The 16,844-nt window shown below is 62.1% G+C and carries 11 protein-coding genes and 1 pseudogene; 6 read left to right on the top strand and 6 right to left on the bottom strand.

Annotated features, from left to right (window positions below; translation table 11 throughout):
* Nucleotides 1-135 precede the first annotated feature (135 nt).
* Nucleotides 136-972: a 23S rRNA (adenine(2030)-N(6))-methyltransferase RlmJ gene (locus LMH93_RS24770; RefSeq protein WP_003249430.1), complete on the bottom strand. Its 837-nt coding sequence runs from the start codon at nt 970-972 to the stop codon at nt 136-138.
* A 106-nt stretch (nt 973-1,078) separates the two neighbouring features.
* On the bottom strand, nt 1,079-2,557 hold the full coding sequence (gene putP, locus LMH93_RS24775) for a sodium/proline symporter PutP (protein ID WP_003249420.1): 1,479 nt from the start codon (nt 2,555-2,557) through the stop codon (nt 1,079-1,081).
* Between the two features lie 355 nt (nt 2,558-2,912).
* On the opposite strand from putP, the gene putA reads away from it, so the two are divergent.
* On the top strand, nt 2,913-6,866 hold the full coding sequence (gene putA, locus LMH93_RS24780; RefSeq protein WP_003249419.1) for a trifunctional transcriptional regulator/proline dehydrogenase/L-glutamate gamma-semialdehyde dehydrogenase: 3,954 nt from the start codon (nt 2,913-2,915) through the stop codon (nt 6,864-6,866).
* 537 nt (nt 6,867-7,403) lie between these two features.
* Here putA and LMH93_RS24785 read toward each other — a convergent pair.
* On the bottom strand, nt 7,404-8,087 hold the full coding sequence (locus LMH93_RS24785; protein WP_279913276.1) for a hypothetical protein: 684 nt from the start codon (nt 8,085-8,087) through the stop codon (nt 7,404-7,406).
* Between the two features lie 141 nt (nt 8,088-8,228).
* On the opposite strand from LMH93_RS24785, the gene LMH93_RS24790 reads away from it, so the two are divergent.
* Entirely contained in the window at nt 8,229-10,031 is a 1,803-nt protein-coding gene (locus tag LMH93_RS24790; RefSeq protein WP_185279783.1) for an acyl-CoA dehydrogenase, read from the top strand.
* On the opposite strand, the gene LMH93_RS24795 is transcribed toward LMH93_RS24790, so the two are convergent.
* The 3 genes from LMH93_RS24795 to LMH93_RS24805 are packed head-to-tail and all read right to left on the bottom strand — an operon-like array spanning nt 10,028 to nt 12,924.
* Nucleotides 10,028-10,960, bottom strand: a complete 933-nt coding sequence (locus LMH93_RS24795) for a DMT family transporter (RefSeq protein ID WP_230064709.1) — start codon at nt 10,958-10,960, stop codon at nt 10,028-10,030. The two genes, LMH93_RS24790 and LMH93_RS24795, sit on opposite strands and share 4 nt — an antisense overlap.
* A gap of 2 nt (nt 10,961-10,962) precedes the next feature.
* Nucleotides 10,963-11,919 (bottom strand): hypothetical protein, encoded by a 957-nt coding sequence (locus LMH93_RS24800; protein WP_047604643.1) that lies wholly within the window; start codon nt 11,917-11,919, stop codon nt 10,963-10,965.
* A gap of 24 nt (nt 11,920-11,943) precedes the next feature.
* Nucleotides 11,944-12,924: a hypothetical protein gene (locus tag LMH93_RS24805; RefSeq protein WP_047604642.1), complete on the bottom strand. Its 981-nt coding sequence runs from the start codon at nt 12,922-12,924 to the stop codon at nt 11,944-11,946.
* 125 nt (nt 12,925-13,049) lie between these two features.
* On the opposite strand from LMH93_RS24805, the gene LMH93_RS24810 reads away from it, so the two are divergent.
* The 4 genes and pseudogenes from LMH93_RS24810 to LMH93_RS24820 all read left to right on the top strand — a co-directional run bounded on the left by LMH93_RS24810 (nt 13,050) and on the right by LMH93_RS24820 (nt 16,810).
* Complete coding sequence (locus LMH93_RS24810; RefSeq protein ID WP_047604641.1) at nt 13,050-13,907, top strand: LysR family transcriptional regulator; 858 nt, start codon at nt 13,050-13,052, stop codon at nt 13,905-13,907.
* Nucleotides 13,908-13,915: 8 nt separating this feature from the next.
* A pseudogene (locus tag LMH93_RS30005) lies at nt 13,916-14,017 on the top strand (hypothetical protein); the annotation flags it as partial.
* Nucleotides 14,018-14,048: 31 nt separating this feature from the next.
* Nucleotides 14,049-15,491, top strand: coding sequence for a TldD/PmbA family protein (locus LMH93_RS24815; protein WP_004576608.1), 1,443 nt, complete (start codon nt 14,049-14,051; stop codon nt 15,489-15,491).
* A complete protein-coding gene (locus LMH93_RS24820) occupies nt 15,491-16,810 on the top strand; it encodes a TldD/PmbA family protein (RefSeq protein ID WP_230064710.1) in 1,320 nt (439 codons plus the stop codon). The genes LMH93_RS24815 and LMH93_RS24820 overlap by 1 nt, the downstream gene beginning before the upstream one ends.
* Nucleotides 16,811-16,844: the final 34 nt, after the last annotated feature.

Here is a 16,844-nt window from a genome sequence, read left to right on the forward strand (position 1 = left end):
CTAAAGGGCGGGATTATAACGCAAACATTGGAGGCACACCGCCCCCTTGTAGGAGCGGGTTCACCCGCGAAGCAGGCAACGCGGTGGATGGCACCGGCGTCGCCGGTGTTCGCGGGTAAACCCGCGCCTACAGGTTTACTCGGCGATCAGCCAGTCCATGCGGTAACTGCCGGCGGTCTGTGCCAGCTCTTTGGCCAGCCATGGCAGCAGCTCCTTAAGTTCATCCTCCAGCCCCCACGGCGGGTTGGCGATGGCCAGGCCAGAGCCGTTCAGCCCCTGAGGGCTGTCCTGGTGATGCACATACAGCTCAACCCGCAACAGTTTCGGCGCGCCAGTGCTGGTCAGATCCTGGTAATAGCGGGTCAGCGAACGCTGGTCTTTGATCGGGTACCAGATGGCCACAACCGTCTGGCGCATGCGGCCGATCGCCTCTTTCATGGCAGTGGTGCAGCGCTTGAGCTCATCGGCCTGCTCGAACGGCGGGTCGATCAGCATGATCGCGCGCTTTTCCTGCACCGGCAGCAAGGCCCGCGGCACATGCCAGCCTTCACCCAGGTGCACGGTCACGCGCGGGTCTTTTTTCATGTTTTCTTTAAGGAGCGGCCCGTCTTCGGGGTGCTTCTCGTTGAGCAGGGCGCGGTCCTGCTGGCGCATCAGGCGACGGGCCAGTTCGGGCGACCCCGGGTAGTAGCGCAGCTCGCCATCGGCATTCAGGCGCTTGATGATGCGCAGGTAGTCGTCGGCCATGGCCGGCAGGTCATCGCGATTCCACAGGCGGGCTACGCCTTCCAGGTACTCGCCGGTACGGCTTGCCTGATCGCCCTGCAGGTCGTACAGGCCGAGCCCTGCGTGGGTATCGATATAGGCGAACGGCTGTTCCTTGCGCGACATCAGGGCGATGAGGCGGGTCAGCACAATGTGTTTGAGGACGTCGGCGTGGTTGCCGGCGTGGAAGGCGTGACGATAGTTCATGGCAACTCCTGCGAAGGCGGCAAGTTTACCTTGCCTTGCAGGCGGAGTCAGGCCTGGCTGCTGATTGGCGGCACCCGCAAAGCAGGCACCGCCAATTCAACGGGTGTTACTTGTCGGCGTGATACGCCGCATCAGCTGCTTCGAAGCGCTTGACCATCGCCTGCGAAGGGCTGCCCAGCTTGCTCACCAGAACAATGGCGATGCTGGCGAACAGGAAGCCCGGGATGATTTCGTACAACCCGAGGGTGTCGAAGTTCTTCCACAGGATCACCGTCAGCGCACCCACCACGATACCGGCCAGCGCACCGTTACGGGTCATGCCTTTCCACAGCACCGAAATCAGCACCACCGGGCCGAAGGCGGCACCGAAGCCGGCCCAGGCATAGGCCACCAGGCCCAGCACGCGGTTTTCCGGGTTGGAGGCCATGGCGATGGCGATCAGGGCCACGGCCAGCACCATCAGACGGCCGACCCACACCAGTTCGACCTGCGAAGCATTCTTGCGCAGGAAGGCTTTGTAGAAGTCTTCGGTCAGGGCACTGGAGCACACCAGCAGCTGGCAGCTCAGGGTACTCATGACTGCGGCCAGGATGGCCGACAGCAGGACACCCGCAATCCATGGGTTGAACAGGATCTTGGCCAGCTCGATGAACACACGTTCGTGGTTCTCGCTAACCGGGCCTGCCAGTTCAGGATGAGCCGAGAAGTAGGCGATGCCGAAGAAGCCAACGGCGCAGGTACCCGCCAGGCACAGGATCATCCAGGTCATGGAAATGCGGCGCGCCTTGGCGATGGACTTCACCGAATCAGCGGCCATGAAGCGCGCCAGGATATGCGGCTGGCCGAAGTAACCCAGGCCCCAGCCCATCAGCGAGATGATGCCGATGAAGGTGGCACCCTTGAGCATGTCGAAGTTCGCCGGGTTCACCGCCTCGATAGCGGCGAAGGTCTGGTCGAAGCCACCGGTGGAGATCAGCACGATTACCGGGGTCAGGATCAGCGCGAAGATCATCAGCGAAGCTTGTACGGTATCGGTCCAGCTCACCGCCAGGAAGCCACCCACGAAGGTGTAGGCGATGGTCGCCGCTGCACCAGCCCACAAAGCGGTTTCGTACGACATGCCGAAGGTGCTCTCGAACAGACGGGCACCGGCCACGATGCCGGAGGCACAGTAGATGGTGAAGAACACCAGGATGACGATGGCGGAAATGATACGCAGCAGCCCGGTATTGTCTTCGAAACGGCTGGAGAAGTAGTCCGGCAGGGTCAGCGCGTCACCGTTGTGCTCGGTCTGTACGCGCAGCCGGCCGGCCACGAACAGCCAGTTCAGGTAGGCACCCACCGTCAGACCGATGGCGATCCAGGCCTCGGACAGGCCCGCGAAGTAGATGGCACCGGGCAGGCCCATCAGCAGCCAGCCACTCATGTCGGAGGCACCGGCAGACAGCGCGGTAACCACGCTACCGAGGCTGCGACCGCCCAGAATGTAATCGGAAAGGTTGTTGGTAGCGCGATAGGCGGCGAAGCCGATCAGCACCATTGCTGCGATGTAGATCACGAAGGTGATCGTTAGTGGATTGCCCATGCGTGCGCCCTGGCGTTTGTTTTTATCATGCGCAACCACAGCGATGGCGGTTGCACCCAGGCGGCGAATGCTATGCAACAACGCAAAGAAGGTGCAACCATTTTTCTTTTGCAAGTTGCACCTGCCCGTGCATTTTCCGACAAAGCCCGCTTCTTGCTCCTTTCGGGAGCAAAAAACCGACTTTTCAGAATAAATCGCACCGAAAACGCCCCTTTTCAGGGTATGGGAATAGCTGTCGGACGAGTTGCACCTTCCACACGAAAAATTAGGGTTGCACCTGGTTGCACCCGAATTGTCCTACAGATACTCTTGACGCCAGCTTAGGCCACAACCGTGGCAATAACGAGGATAAGAAATGGCGACTACCACCCTTGGGGTCAAACTCGACGACCCGACCCGTGAGCGACTCAAAGCAGCTGCGCAGTCCATTGACCGCACGCCGCACTGGTTGATCAAGCAAGCGATCTTCAACTACCTGGAGAAGCTCGAGGGTGGCGCCACCCTGACCGAACTCAACGGTCATGTCAGCAACCTGGCCGACGATGCCGGTGAAGTCCAGGCCGACCACAGCCACCAGTGCTTCCTCGAATTTGCCGAAAGCATCTTGCCGCAGTCGGTACTGCGCTCGGCGATCACCGCTGCCTACCGCCGACCGGAGCAGGAAGTGGTGCCGATGCTGCTGGAGCAGGCGCGCCTGAGCGCGCCACTGGCCGAAGCCACCAACAAGCTGGCCGCGGGCATTGCCGAAAAGCTGCGCAATCAGAAAAGCGCCGGCGGCCGTGCCGGTATTGTCCAGGGCCTGCTGCAGGAATTCTCGCTGTCGTCTCAGGAAGGCGTGGCGCTGATGTGCCTGGCCGAAGCCCTGCTGCGTATCCCCGACAAAGGTACCCGTGATGCGCTGATCCGCGACAAGATCAGTACCGGCAACTGGCAGCCGCACCTGGGCAACAGCCCGTCACTGTTCGTCAACGCCGCCACCTGGGGGCTGCTGCTGACCGGCAAGCTGGTCAGCACCCATAACGAGACCGGCCTCACCTCCTCGCTCACCCGCATCATCGGCAAGAGCGGCGAACCGATGATCCGCAAGGGCGTCGACATGGCCATGCGCCTGATGGGTGAGCAGTTCGTCACCGGCGAGACCATTGCCGAAGCCCTGGCCAACGCCAGCCGTTTCGAGGCCAAAGGCTTCCGTTACTCCTACGACATGCTCGGCGAAGCCGCACTGACCGAGCACGACGCGCAGAAGTACCTGGCGTCCTACGAGCAGGCCATCCACTCGATCGGCAAGGCCTCGCATGGCCGTGGCATCTATGAAGGCCCAGGTATCTCGATCAAGCTGTCGGCACTGCACCCGCGCTACAGCCGCGCCCAGTACGAGCGCGTGATGGAAGAGCTGTACCCGCGCCTGCTGTCGCTGACCCTGCTGGCCAAACAGTACGACATCGGCCTTAACATCGACGCCGAAGAAGCCGACCGCCTGGAGCTTTCGCTGGACCTGCTCGAACGCCTGTGCTTCGAGCCATCCCTGGCTGGCTGGAACGGCATCGGCTTCGTTATCCAGGCCTACCAGAAGCGCTGCCCGTACGTGATCGACTACGTCATCGATCTGGCCAAGCGCAGCCGCCACCGCCTGATGATCCGCCTGGTAAAAGGCGCCTACTGGGACAGCGAGATCAAGCGTGCCCAGGTCGAAGGCCTGGAAGGCTACCCGGTCTATACCCGCAAGGTGTACACCGACGTGTCCTACGTCGCCTGCGCCCGCAAGCTGCTGGCCGTGCCAGAAGCCATCTACCCGCAGTTCGCCACCCACAACGCCCACACCCTGTCGGCCATCTACCACATTGCCGGGCAGAACTATTACCCGGGCCAGTACGAGTTCCAGTGCCTGCACGGCATGGGCGAGCCGCTGTACGAGCAAGTAGTCGGCAAGATTGCCGATGGCAAGCTGAACCGCCCGTGCCGCGTGTATGCACCGGTCGGCACCCATGAAACGCTGCTGGCCTACCTGGTGCGCCGCCTGCTGGAAAACGGCGCCAACACCTCGTTCGTCAACCGCATCGCCGACCACTCGATTTCCATCCAGGAACTGGTCGCCGACCCGGTGGCCAGCATCGAGCGCATGGGTACCCAGGAAGGCAGTATCGGCCTGCCGCACCCACGCATTCCCCTGCCGCGCGACCTGTATGGCACCGAACGGGCCAACTCGGCCGGTATCGACATGGCCAACGAACACCGCCTGGCATCGCTGTCCTGCGCCATGCTGGCCACCGCTCACAATGACTGGAAGGCTGCCCCGCTACTGGCCTGCGCCGCCAGCGAGAGCGCTGCCGCACCGGTGCTGAACCCGGCTGACCACCGCGACGTCGTCGGCCATGTGCAGGAGGCCACCGTTGCCGACGTGGACAACGCCATCCAGTGCGCACTGAACGCCGCACCGATCTGGCAGGCCACCCCACCAGCCGAGCGTGCTGCCATTCTGGAGCGCACCGCCGACCTGATGGAGGCCGAGATCCAGCCGCTGATGGGCCTGCTCATCCGCGAGGCCGGCAAGACCTTCGCCAACGCCATTGCCGAAGTGCGTGAAGCCGTGGACTTCCTGCGCTACTACGCGGTGCAGGCACGTAACGACTTCAGCAATGACGCCCACCGCCCACTGGGCCCTGTGGTGTGCATCAGCCCATGGAACTTCCCGCTGGCGATCTTCACCGGCCAGGTGGCCGCAGCCCTGGCTGCCGGCAACCCGGTACTGGCCAAGCCTGCCGAGCAAACCCCACTGATCGCCGCCCAGGCCGTGCGCCTGCTGCTGGAAGCTGGCATCCCAGAAGGCGTGCTGCAGCTGCTGCCTGGCCGCGGTGAAACCGTCGGAGCCGGCCTGGTCGGGGACGAACGCGTCAAAGGTGTGATGTTCACCGGCTCCACTGAAGTGGCCCGCCTGCTGCAGCGCAACGTCGCTGGCCGTCTGGACAACCAGGGCCGCCCGATCCCGCTGATCGCCGAAACCGGCGGCCAGAACGCGATGATCGTCGACTCCTCGGCACTGACCGAACAGGTCGTGATCGACGTGGTGTCCTCGGCCTTCGACAGTGCCGGCCAGCGTTGCTCGGCCCTGCGCGTACTGTGCTTGCAGGAAGACTCCGCCGACCGCGTAATCGAGATGCTCAAGGGCGCCATGGCTGAAAGCCGCCTGGGCTGCCCGGACCGCCTGGCCGTGGACATCGGCCCGGTGATCGATGCCGAAGCCAAGGCTGGCATCGAGAAGCACATCCAGGGCATGCGCGAGAAAGGCCGCCCGGTCTACCAAGTCGCTATTGCCGATGCTGCCGAGATCAAGCGTGGCACCTTCGTCATGCCAACCCTGATCGAGCTGGACAGCTTCGACGAGCTGAAGCGCGAAATCTTCGGCCCCGTACTGCACGTGGTGCGCTACAACCGCCGCAATCTGGATCAGCTGATCGAGCAGATCAACAACTCCGGCTACGGCCTGACCCTCGGCGTGCACACCCGTATCGACGAGACCATCGCCAAGGTGGTGGAAACCGCCAACGCCGGTAACATGTACGTCAACCGCAACATTGTGGGTGCAGTGGTGGGCGTGCAGCCGTTCGGTGGTGAAGGCCTGTCGGGTACCGGCCCGAAAGCCGGCGGCCCGCTGTACCTCTACCGCCTGCTGTCGACCCGCCCGGCCGACGCCATCGGCCGCCACTTCCAGCAGCAGGACGGCGAAGGCAAGCCGGATCGCACCCTGCACGAACAGCTGGTCAAGCCACTGCACGGCCTGAAGGCCTGGGCCGAGAACAACCAGCTGGCCGACCTGGCCGCGCTGTGCAGCCAGTTCGCCAGCCAGTCGCAGAGCGGCATCGCCCGCCTGCTGCCTGGCCCGACCGGCGAGCGCAACAGCTACACCATTCTGCCGCGTGAGCACGTGCTGTGCCTGGCCGACAACGAAACCGACCTGCTGGCGCAGTTCGCCGCAGTACTGGCCGTTGGCAGCTCGGCGGTGTGGGTTGACGGTGAACCGGGCAAGGCCCTGCGCGCCCGCCTGCCGCGTGAGCTGCAGGCCAAGGTGAAACTGGTCGCGGATTGGAACAAGGATGAAGTGGCGTTCGACGCCGTGATCCACCATGGCGACTCGGACCAGCTGCGCGGCGTATGCCAGCAGGTGGCCAAGCGTGCCGGGGCGATCGTTGGGGTGCACGGGCTGTCCAGCGGTGATCACCAGATTGCGCTGGAACGCCTGGTCATCGAGCGCGCGGTGAGCGTGAACACTGCGGCGGCAGGCGGTAACGCCAGCCTGATGACCATTGGCTAATGGCTGAGGGTTGTTGAAGAAGAAGGAGAGCCTCGGCTCTCCTTTTTTATGCGTGCATGTCCTGAAGCAGGGGCTGGACTAACAGGTGCTCACCAGAACGTGGTCATGCCAACGGTGACTTGGGTGTCTTCTGTTGTTACCGTTTATCCCCTGGAAATTCTCGGCTGACTGGGCCGGTCCTTTCTCGGGTAAACCCGCTCCTATACACCTGCACAGGCCGTCGTGTAGGAGCGGGTTCACCCGCGAAGAGGCCGGACCTGCCGGCCAGTTTCTACCCGTCGTTCACCGTCGCCGCCACCACCGTATTCGCGGGTAAACCCGCGAATACACCGGATCAGTGCCGGACACAGGTCGGGGGTTGGACACAGGCCGCTGTAGGGTTTACCCGCGAAAGGACCCGTCCAGACAGACCTATCAAAAAAGCCTTGCAGCAGGCTTCTACCCCAGCATCGTATTGTCTTCAAGGAAAGCGGAAGCGCGGTGTGGATCGGGGACTATCCGGAGCTCCCCTCCGACAGAGCTTCGGCCAAAAATTGCTCAAACCATTGGTGAAAGCGCAATCAAAGCAAACAGCTGTGCTGCCATAAGCGCAATACCCAGCAGCATCCAAAGCCAATTGGCCAGCGTGAACCGGCTGTTGGCCTTCCCTTCTTTGTCACCCGCACAGAAATTGATGCCCTTCTGCATGAACACCAGAATGATCAGCCAAGCTGCCTGAATGGCTAAACCCGCAAAATAGGCCGGCCACAGCTGGTCTTCCAACACGACGCTGGCAACCACCCAGACAACGCAAAAACCGTAATAGCCCAGCGTGAGCCCTAGGATGGACCATGGATAGGTTTTACCTGAGTCGCGAATATGGTCATTTACCCTTCTCAATAATGGATAGATGAAGAACACTGCAAAAGCGCTTCGCCAGAACGGACTTACGCGCTCTCCCGTTTTCTCTCTATGCAGACTCCAACTTTGATAGAAGCAATAAACCCAGTAGAAGCCCAAGGTAAAGAAATTCATTACACCAAATTTCATGGGTGAGACTACGAAGAAGGGAACCTGGTTGCCGTTGGCCTCAGCCAAGTCAGCGTGGTGGGCATCACTCATCTGAAACGTTTCCTTGTGAACACCAAAACGCACATTCAAGGCCAACTGATCTTCGATCCGCAGCAGTCCATTTCCGATCTGGATTGTGGGAAACGTCTCCATATTCTCCCGAGCAGGCATTACACGACCTGACCTTGCGTGGTTTCACCAGTAACCGGCAGGCTTCCCGGCGTTCTCAACCCATATCACGCAAACCTATTAACCTGTCCCCAGTCTCACCACGCTCCTACACTCGCAGCATCCCGCCTCAGGACCGCCACCATGCCCGAGACCTTGCTCAGCCCCCGCAACCTCGCCTTCGAGCTCTACGAAGTCCTCGACGCCGAAGCCCTGACCCAGCGCCCGCGCTTCGCCGAGCACAGCCGTGAAACCTTCGATGCGGCACTGACCACCGCCCGCACCATCGCCGAAAAGTATTTCGCCCCGCACAACCGCAAGGCCGACGAAAACGAACCACGCTACGTGGACGGCCGCGCCGAGCTGATTCCCGAGGTGAAGCCCGCCGTCGATGCCTTCCTCGAAGCCGGCTTCCTCAACGCCAACCGGGACTTCGAGGTCGGCGGCATGCAGCTGCCCAGCCTGGTCTCGCAAGCCTGCTTCGCCCACTTCCAGGCCGCCAACGCCGGCACCACGGCCTACCCGTTTCTGACCATGGGCGCGGCCAACCTGATCGAGAGCTTCGGCTCCGATGAACAGAAGCGCCTGTTCCTGCAACCGATGATCGAGGGCCGCTACTTCGGCACCATGGCGCTGACCGAACCCCACGCCGGCTCGTCGCTGGCCGACATACGCACCCGCGCCGAACCAGCAGGCGACGGCAGCTACCGGCTCAAAGGCAACAAGATCTTCATTTCCGGCGGCGACCACGAACTGTCGGAAAACATCGTGCACATGGTGCTGGCCAAGCTTCCGGACGCCCCGCCCGGGGTCAAAGGCATCTCGCTGTTCATCGTGCCCAAGTACCACGTAAACCCGGACGGCAGCCGTGGCCCGCGCAACGATGTGCTGCTGGCCGGGCTGTTCCACAAGATGGGCTGGCGCGGTACCACCTCGACCGCGCTGAACTTCGGCGACAATGGCCAGTGCGTCGGCTATCTGGTCGGCCAGCCGCACCAAGGCCTGGCCTGCATGTTCCAGATGATGAACGAGGCGCGGATAGGCGTAGGCATGGGCGCGGTGATGCTGGGTTACGCCGGCTACCTTTACTCCCTGGAATACGCTCGCCAGCGGCCGCAGGGCCGGCTGCCAGACAACAAGGACCCACACAGCCCGGCGGTGCCGATCATCGAGCACACGGATGTGAAGCGCATGCTTCTGGCGCAGAAGGCCTACGTAGAAGGCGCCTTTGACCTGGGCCTGTACGCCGCGCGCCTGTTCGACGACACCCATACGGCCGCTGACGAAAACACCCGCAAACTGGCGCAGGACCTGCTCGACCTGCTGACCCCGATCGTCAAATCCTGGCCCTCGGCGTTCTGCCTCAAGGCCAACGAATTGGCGATCCAGATTCTTGGCGGCCACGGCTACACCCGCGAATACCCGGTGGAGCAGTACTACCGTGACAACCGCTTGAACCCGATCCACGAAGGTACCGAGGGTATCCAGTCGCTCGATCTGCTCGGTCGCAAGCTGGCACAGCACAATGGTGCCGGCCTCAAGCAGCTGATCCGCCTGATCGCGACCACCTGCGAACGTGCCAGCCATCACCCGAACCTTGACCCACTACGTCAGCCGCTGGAGCAACTGGCCAACCGCCTGCAGGGGGTCACCCTGGTCCTGCTCGGTGACCTCGCCCAAGGCAAAGTCGCTGGTGCCTTGGCCAACTCTGCCTTGTACCTCAAGGCCTTCGGCCACTGCGTGATCGGCTGGCGCTGGTTGGAGCAGGCGGTTCACGCCGAACTTGGTCTGCTCAAGGGAACCGCTGCTGATCGCGACTTCTACCTCGGCAAGCTGCAAGCTGCGCGTTATTTCCTGACCTGGGAAGTACCGGGCTGCCACCACGAACTGGCTCTGCTCGAGGCGCGCGACAACGCCTGCCTGATCATGCAAGAAGCGTGGTTCTAAGGGGTGCCTCCATGTTCGACGCCCGCTTCCTGCCCCGACCTGCGTGGGTTACGCGTAATAGCGAGGCCTGTCGCGACCACTGCGATGCCCACATAGGTCGTCCAGTGGATTGCGTCGCCGAACATCAGCGCGGCCCACAGCAGCGTGACCGGAGGCTCCAGATAAACCAGCGCCGACACGCGGGTCGCCGACAGTTTTGTCAGCAATATCCAAAGGCTCAAGTAGGCGATGAAAGTCGAGAACAACGTCAGCCAGGCAACTGCCGCCCACACCTGCGTACTGGCAGGCACTTCGATCAAGCCCAGCGGCAAGCCTGTGGCAGTGAGCAATACCAGCGTCGCAGTGGACTGCAGAAACAGCGGCATCAGCAAGCCATCCTTGCTGTGTTCTGTTGCCATGACCGATTGCCGCCGCTGATAGAGAGTGGCGATGGACAGCGTGATCGCGGCGATCAGCGGCAGCGCGTACAGCCAGAGGTCCAGCCGGGTGGTGGAGAGGTTGTACTCACCGAAAATGACCACGCTCACGCCAGCAAAGCCAACCCCAAGCCCCACCCACTCCTGGCGGCCGCTGCGTTCTTGCTGGCCCCTGTTGCTCATGGATGCCGTGATCAATGGCTGGAGCGCGCAGATGATGGCGGCTATTCCTGCCGGCAGCCCGCTCCGGATGGCGATATATACGCTGACCAGATAAGCGAACTGGGCTAAAAAGCCTATCACCGTGTTGTAGCGCACCTGCGCCCACGACAGCGTACGCAAGCGATGCACCACGAAAGGCAGCAGGCAGATGCTGACCAGCAGAAACCGCCAGAACAGCAGGTTTATTGCGCCAGCCTCCTCCGTGCCCAGGCGGGCACCAATGAAGCCTGAACTCCACGAAAGAACAAAGATGACTTGCAGCAGAATCAGGTATGGCGCACTGCTTGGCATGATCACGCCCCTGTGTTGTGCAGTTCCTCGAACGTGATCGGCTCGATACCGATACGTGCATATTGTCGGGCGGCCGACCGCCGCAAGGCCCAGTGCAACCCCAGCCAGTTGGGGATGGTCGTCGCAATGCCATCGTCGGAGGCCAGGTGCCAGAAGCGGTTGGAATCGTCACTGAAGCAGGGGCAGTGGAAGGACAGCACCAGCGACATGCGTCGGCCACTGAGGACAGGGCGAACACCGTGGAACAATCGACTGCCGTAGATGAACAAGGCATCACCCGGCTGGTCCAGCCGGGCGGTTTCAAAAGTTCGGTAATCCAGGGCGTCAAAGGTATCGACGGTACCGTTATGGAACAGAAACTCTCCCCCGCTGTAGTCGGAGCGATCCGATAGCACGATGTTCAATACATAGTTGGTGCCGTCTGTGTGCCACATACCCAGTTGCTGCTGTTGCTCGGCTGGCTTTGGATAGAAGTAGTTGATCTGCGAGCGGGCATTAAGCATGGGGTAAGGTACAAGCGGCACGCCCGCAATACGCGAGACCGCCAGCAGGAATGCGCGGCTGCACATCATGTCGTTGAGAAACGGCGACAGTGCGGTCACCCCTCGCGTACGCCGGGATATGATCCAGTCACTGTCCCCGGCCCCCTGCTCCAGACGAGAACAGATGTCTTGCAACACCGCGACACCCTCGGCAGTGAACAAGCGTTGGACCACTGCCACCCCGGTGATGGTATCCACCGCAATTTTTTTGTGCGGGCTGTGGGCATAGCCCAGCTGATCAAGTGTCCTGGTGCCGCTGACGTTGCAGCCTTGACTTAGCAGGTCGTCACGCCAGGCTGGCTGCTCGCCCAACCAGGTCGGTGAAGACCTTGGTGCGCGTTTCAACGTCGACTTGAGTGCCAGCTTCACGCGGCCAAAGCCGCGTTCGAACAGGGGTAAGCTGTCTGAGTGATTCATGATCTGTGTGTCCCCGTGAAGTTGCTACTGGAGGTACTTCGCGATCTGGTAGCGCACCGAGCCATCACCACTGGCGAACTCGTCCACCACACGGCAGTTGCAGTGCCGGGCTCGAATGCGACGAAACTGTTCGGGCGTGTATTTGAGGCAGATGTTGGTCAGCAGGTAACCCTGCTCCTGCAGGCGCTGCACAGGCTGGAGGGTCACGGCCACGTGAACCGACTCATCCAGAATGCGAAGGGGGACGAGGATCGCCTCGTGATCGCCCGAAGGGACGAACCCTTGTTGAAGCGCGACCATCCTGGAGAACTGGAGCATATTGCGGTTGGCATAGAACGCGAGAATGGCACCTTCCAGGCCTTGTTCGTATACCTGCATTTCCGAAAGGATGTAGGTCGAGTCACCCGCCAGGCTGCGTATCAGCCTGCCCGTGCTCACTGGCAGCTCGTTGCCTTCCTGGAAACCCAGCAGTGTGATCAGGGTGACCTCCTGATCGTGCCGCAAAGCCTCGTGAGTCACTGTGCGATAGTCGGCGGCGATGTAGTTGAAGCTGCCATCTGCTTGCACGATGGGCCGCAAGGCATCTCTCATGGCAGCTTCGGAAGTCTGGTTGATATCGATCGCGGTGTAGCGAATGGAGCTGGAGGTCTCTGCCATGCGCTTGAGCAAGCAGGTGCTTTTGATCGGCTCGGGGCCCAGCTCGACATAATGCACGCGGCGCCCGCTAGCTAGCGCCGCCAACCGCTCGGCAACGTTGGCGATGACGCTTTTGAGCGCTCCGTGCCCTCGCGTGTCGGCACATAACCCCTCCTCACCAATACCTTGCTCATTCAAGGCTCGCATGAGCAGAAATATCTCGTGATTGAAATGATGCTCACCGTCTGGCCCAGAGTCAGGCTGAAGCAGGGTCGAGTACTTCTCATGGTTCTCGACAGTCCAAAGCCGTGCGTTCTGGTAGCTGGGGGTGTGTACAAGTGCATCTACAACGAAGTCGTTCAGGCTCATCCGTATCATTCCATTGCATTTTCGAAGGGCAACCGTGCTGTAGCCACACAGTAGGAGGGGGTATAAAGCCTGTACAGTTGATTAAATCGAAGTGCTGGTTCGATCCGACCAAATCAGGTGGTTACATGGGTAAAGCCCTCGACATAGACGTATTGAGAACCTTCCAGGCAGTCGCCCGGCTTGGTCGCTTCAAGGATGCAGCCGACTACGTACACCGCAGCCCATCGGCAGTGACGACGCAGATCCAGAAGCTGGAGGAGAAGGTCGGCCAACAATTGTTTGCCCGCAGCAACCAGTCGGTGGAGCTGACCCCGGCAGGCCGGCACTTGCTGGGTGAGGCAACCCGCTTCTTGATGGCCCATGACCGGCTGCTGGCTACGCTGTCGTCGCAGCAGATCACTGGCAAGGTCCGCCTGGGTGTACCGGACGGTTATGCCGCCAACCTCATGAGCGATTTCTTACCGGTGTTCGTCGCCAGCAACCCGAAACTGGAACTGGAAGCGGTGGCATGCTCCAGCGCAGAACTCATCGACCTGTTTGCGCGACAACGACTGGACCTGGCAGTGGCGGTCAGCAGCGAACACTGGCAGCAAGGTGAATGGCTTCGCACCACCCAGCCGCGCTGGGCCGCTGCGCCTGGGTTCGAGTACGATGCCAGTCGCCCCTTGCCGCTGGCACTGCAGCTGAAGGGCTGCCCATATCGAGAAGCGGCCCTGCAGGCGTTGAAGGCTCACGGCATTGCCTACCGTATCCTGCTTGAAAGTGCCAACTGGCATGCGGTGCTGGCATGCATGCGCAGTGGCCTGGCCGTCGGCATTGTCGAAGGGCTGGAAAGCGGCGATACATCGCTCGCGTTCATGGAAGGGAGTGACCTGCCCGCCCTCCCCGAGCATCACCTTTACCTGCTGACGGATACCTCCCACCATGTCGCGTTGCAACTGAACGAAATGTTGAAAGCCGCCATTCAGAAAGATGGGCTGTGAGCAACCGGCGTTATTTCCTGACCTGGGAAGTACCGGGCTGCCATAATGAGCTGGCATTGCTCGAGGCACACGACGATACCTGCCTCGGCATGCAAGACGGGTGGTTCTAGGGGGAGCCACCGTGTACACGGAGGCATCCGCATGTTCGATTCCAGCGCCCTGCTGCGCCAGCGCTTTGCTGCGCTGCGCAGTACGGCCGAGTTGTTTTCCCTGCGCCATGTGAAACAGTCGCACCAGGCGCTTTCGGTTCGCCGCAACGTCGCCGAACCACCCTTCTTCAGCCAGGATGAGGGCGCCATGCTCACCGTGCGGGTCAATGGCGTGGAGGCCTACGCTGCCACCGCCGACCTGTCCCAGGCTGGCCTGCAGCGCGCCCTTGAGCAAGCCGAGGCGCTGGCGCGGCAGATCGCCCGGCACAGCCTGCTGGACCTGCGCGAACAAGCCGTGACCAGCGCACGCCACGACCATGTTTCGCCCAACTTCGACCAACCCGTGCCCAGCCTCGCCGACTGCCTTGGCCTGCTCGCCGCCGAATCGGCCAGCGTGCCCAAGGACAGCCGTTTGGTGGACTGGCAGGCCAGCCTGGGGCTGAGCCTGGTCGAGCAAACCTACCTGAACTCGGCCGGCGCCGAACTGCGCCATGCCCAGCGCTTCCTGTTCCCGGGCCTGGGGGTGACCGCCAGCGACGGCCAGGACAGCCAAAGCCGCAGCCTGGGCCGCGACAACTTCGGCCAACAGGGTGGTTTCGAGATCATCGAGCGCTGCGGCCTGGTCGGCGCGGCCAGCCGGGTGGCCGACGAAGCACTGCAACTGCTGCTGGCACCGAACACCCCCAGTGGCCCGCGCGACCTGCTGTTGATGCCGGACCAGATGATGCTGCAGATTCACGAATCCATCGGCCACCCGCTGGAGATGGACCGCATTCTCGGCGACGAGCGCAACTACGCCGGCACCAGCTTCGTCAAAACCAGCGACTTCGGCCACCTGCAGTACGGCTCCAGCCTGCTGAACGTGACCTTCGACCCGACCATTGGCGAAGAGCTGGCCAGCTACAGTCATGACGACGACGGCACCCCGGCCAGCAAAGCGTTCCTGATACGCGACGGCCTGCTGCTGCGCCCGCTGGGTGGCGCGCTGTCGCAGTTCCGCTCTGGCCTGGACGGCGTGGCCAACAGCCGTGCCTGCGGCTGGAACCGCGCGCCGATCGACCGCATGGCCAACCTCAACATCGAGCCGGGCGACCAGTCTTTCGAGCAACTGATCGGAGGCATCGAGCACGGCATCCTGATGCGTACCAACCGTTCCTGGTCCATCGACGATGCACGCAACAAGTTCCAGTTCGGCTGCGAATGGGGCCAGTTGATTGAAAATGGCGAGCTCAAGGGCATCGTCAAGAACCCCAACTACCGCGGCATCTCCGCGCAGTTCTGGCGCAACCTGTCGGCGGTTGGCGACCACAGTACCTTCCAGGTGCTGGGCACGCCCAACTGTGGCAAGGGCGAACCCAATCAGGTGGTGCGGGTCGGCCACGCCTCGCCGGCCTGTGTGTTCCGCCAGATCGATGTATTCGGAGGAGACGCGTGATGAAACAGGCTTTCGAAACCCTGGTCGGGGAGGTGCGCACCGCCCTTCAGGCGGGCGAGCAGTTCACCCTCGGTTACAGTGCCGAGCAATCGCAGTTCGTGCGTTTCAACCATGCCAAGGTGCGCCAGGCCGGCGAAGTCAGCCAGGCCAGCGCGCAACTGCGGCTGGTGCGCGATGGGCGCCAGGCGGAGCAGCAGGTAACCTTGAGTGGCGACCTGCAACTGGATCGCCAGCGCCTGAACGTTGCGCTCGAGCAGCTGCGCCAGACCTTGCCGCTGCTGGCACTCGACCCTTACCTGCGCCTGGACGAAAATGCCTGGCACAGCCATAGCCTGCAGAAACACCCCCTGCCCGCACTGAACGAAGTACTGGCCCTGCTCGAGCGTGAAGCAGGCGACCTGGACCTGGTCGGCATCTACGCCGCCGGCCCGGTCTGCCGTGGTTTCGCCAGCTCGTTCGGCGCCTTCGGCTGGCACCAGGCCAACAGTTTCAACGTCGACTGGAGCCTATTCCACGATAATGGCCAGGCAGTGAAGGCCAACTATGCCGGCCAGGTCTGGAGTGCCGACGACTTCGCCGCACGCCTGCGCCAAGCACGAGAGCAGTTGGGTTTCCTCGGCCGCCCGGCAGTTACCCTCAAGCCCGGCACCTACCGCGCCTACCTTGCACCTGCGGCCATGGACGAAGTCGCCGGCATGTTGTGCTGGGGCGGCTTTTCCGCGCAGGCCCTGGCCACTGGCAACAGCGCTCTGCAGCGCCTGTACAACGGCGATGCACGGCTCAGCCCGCTGGTCAGTTTTACCGAGCAGGTCAGCGGCTCGCTTAGCCCGGCATTTTCCGATGAAGGTGCGCCGCGCCTGGATGTGCCGCTGATCCAGCAAGGCGAGGCCCGGCAGCGGTTGATCAGTGCGCGCAGTGCGGCCGAGTTCGAGCTGCAGGCCAATGGCGCCGACGGCTACGAGTCGCCCTGTGCGCTCAGCCTGGCGCCGGGCAGTCTGGCCAGTGCGCAGATCCTTGAGCGTCTAGGCACCGGGCTGTACATCAGCAACCTGTGGTACCTGAACTACTCGGACCTGCCAGCGGCGCGCATGACCGGGCTGACCCGCTTCGCCACTTTCTGGGTAGAAGATGGGCAGATCCAGGGGCCGGTGAGTACCATGCGCTTCGATGACAGCCTGTACAGCTTGCTGGGCAGCCAGCTGGAGGACCTGACCCAGGAGCGCGAGATGATCCTGTCGACCAATACTTATGGACAGCGCAGTACCGGGTCGAGTCATTTGCCCGGGGCACTGGTCAAAGGCCTGACCCTGACATTGTGACTGGACTTGCCGGCCCTTTCGCGGCTAAAGCCGC

It is taken from the genome of Pseudomonas sp. CIP-10 (genome assembly GCF_020911845.1).
Classification (GTDB): Bacteria; Pseudomonadota; Gammaproteobacteria; order Pseudomonadales; family Pseudomonadaceae; genus Aquipseudomonas; species Aquipseudomonas alloputida.

Excerpts from the sequence above, each read along its gene's own strand:
- LMH93_RS24785 (WP_279913276.1), bottom strand. The coding sequence starts at position 8,087 with ATGCCTGCTCGGGAGAATATGGAGACGTTTCCCACAATCCAGATCGGA.
- LMH93_RS24790 (WP_185279783.1), top strand. The coding sequence starts at position 8,229 with ATGCCCGAGACCTTGCTCAGCCCCCGCAACCTCGCCTTCGAGCTCTAC.
- LMH93_RS24770 (WP_003249430.1), bottom strand. The coding sequence starts at position 972 with ATGAACTATCGTCACGCCTTCCACGCCGGCAACCACGCCGACGTCCTC.
- LMH93_RS24800 (WP_047604643.1), bottom strand. The coding sequence starts at position 11,919 with ATGAATCACTCAGACAGCTTACCCCTGTTCGAACGCGGCTTTGGCCGC.
- LMH93_RS24795 (WP_230064709.1), bottom strand. The coding sequence starts at position 10,960 with ATGCCAAGCAGTGCGCCATACCTGATTCTGCTGCAAGTCATCTTTGTT.
- LMH93_RS24810 (WP_047604641.1), top strand. The coding sequence starts at position 13,050 with ATGGGTAAAGCCCTCGACATAGACGTATTGAGAACCTTCCAGGCAGTC.
- LMH93_RS24815 (WP_004576608.1), top strand. The coding sequence starts at position 14,049 with ATGTTCGATTCCAGCGCCCTGCTGCGCCAGCGCTTTGCTGCGCTGCGC.
- LMH93_RS24820 (WP_230064710.1), top strand. The coding sequence starts at position 15,491 with ATGAAACAGGCTTTCGAAACCCTGGTCGGGGAGGTGCGCACCGCCCTT.
- putP (WP_003249420.1), bottom strand. The coding sequence starts at position 2,557 with ATGGGCAATCCACTAACGATCACCTTCGTGATCTACATCGCAGCAATG.
- putA (WP_003249419.1), top strand. The coding sequence starts at position 2,913 with ATGGCGACTACCACCCTTGGGGTCAAACTCGACGACCCGACCCGTGAG.
- LMH93_RS24805 (WP_047604642.1), bottom strand. The coding sequence starts at position 12,924 with ATGAGCCTGAACGACTTCGTTGTAGATGCACTTGTACACACCCCCAGC.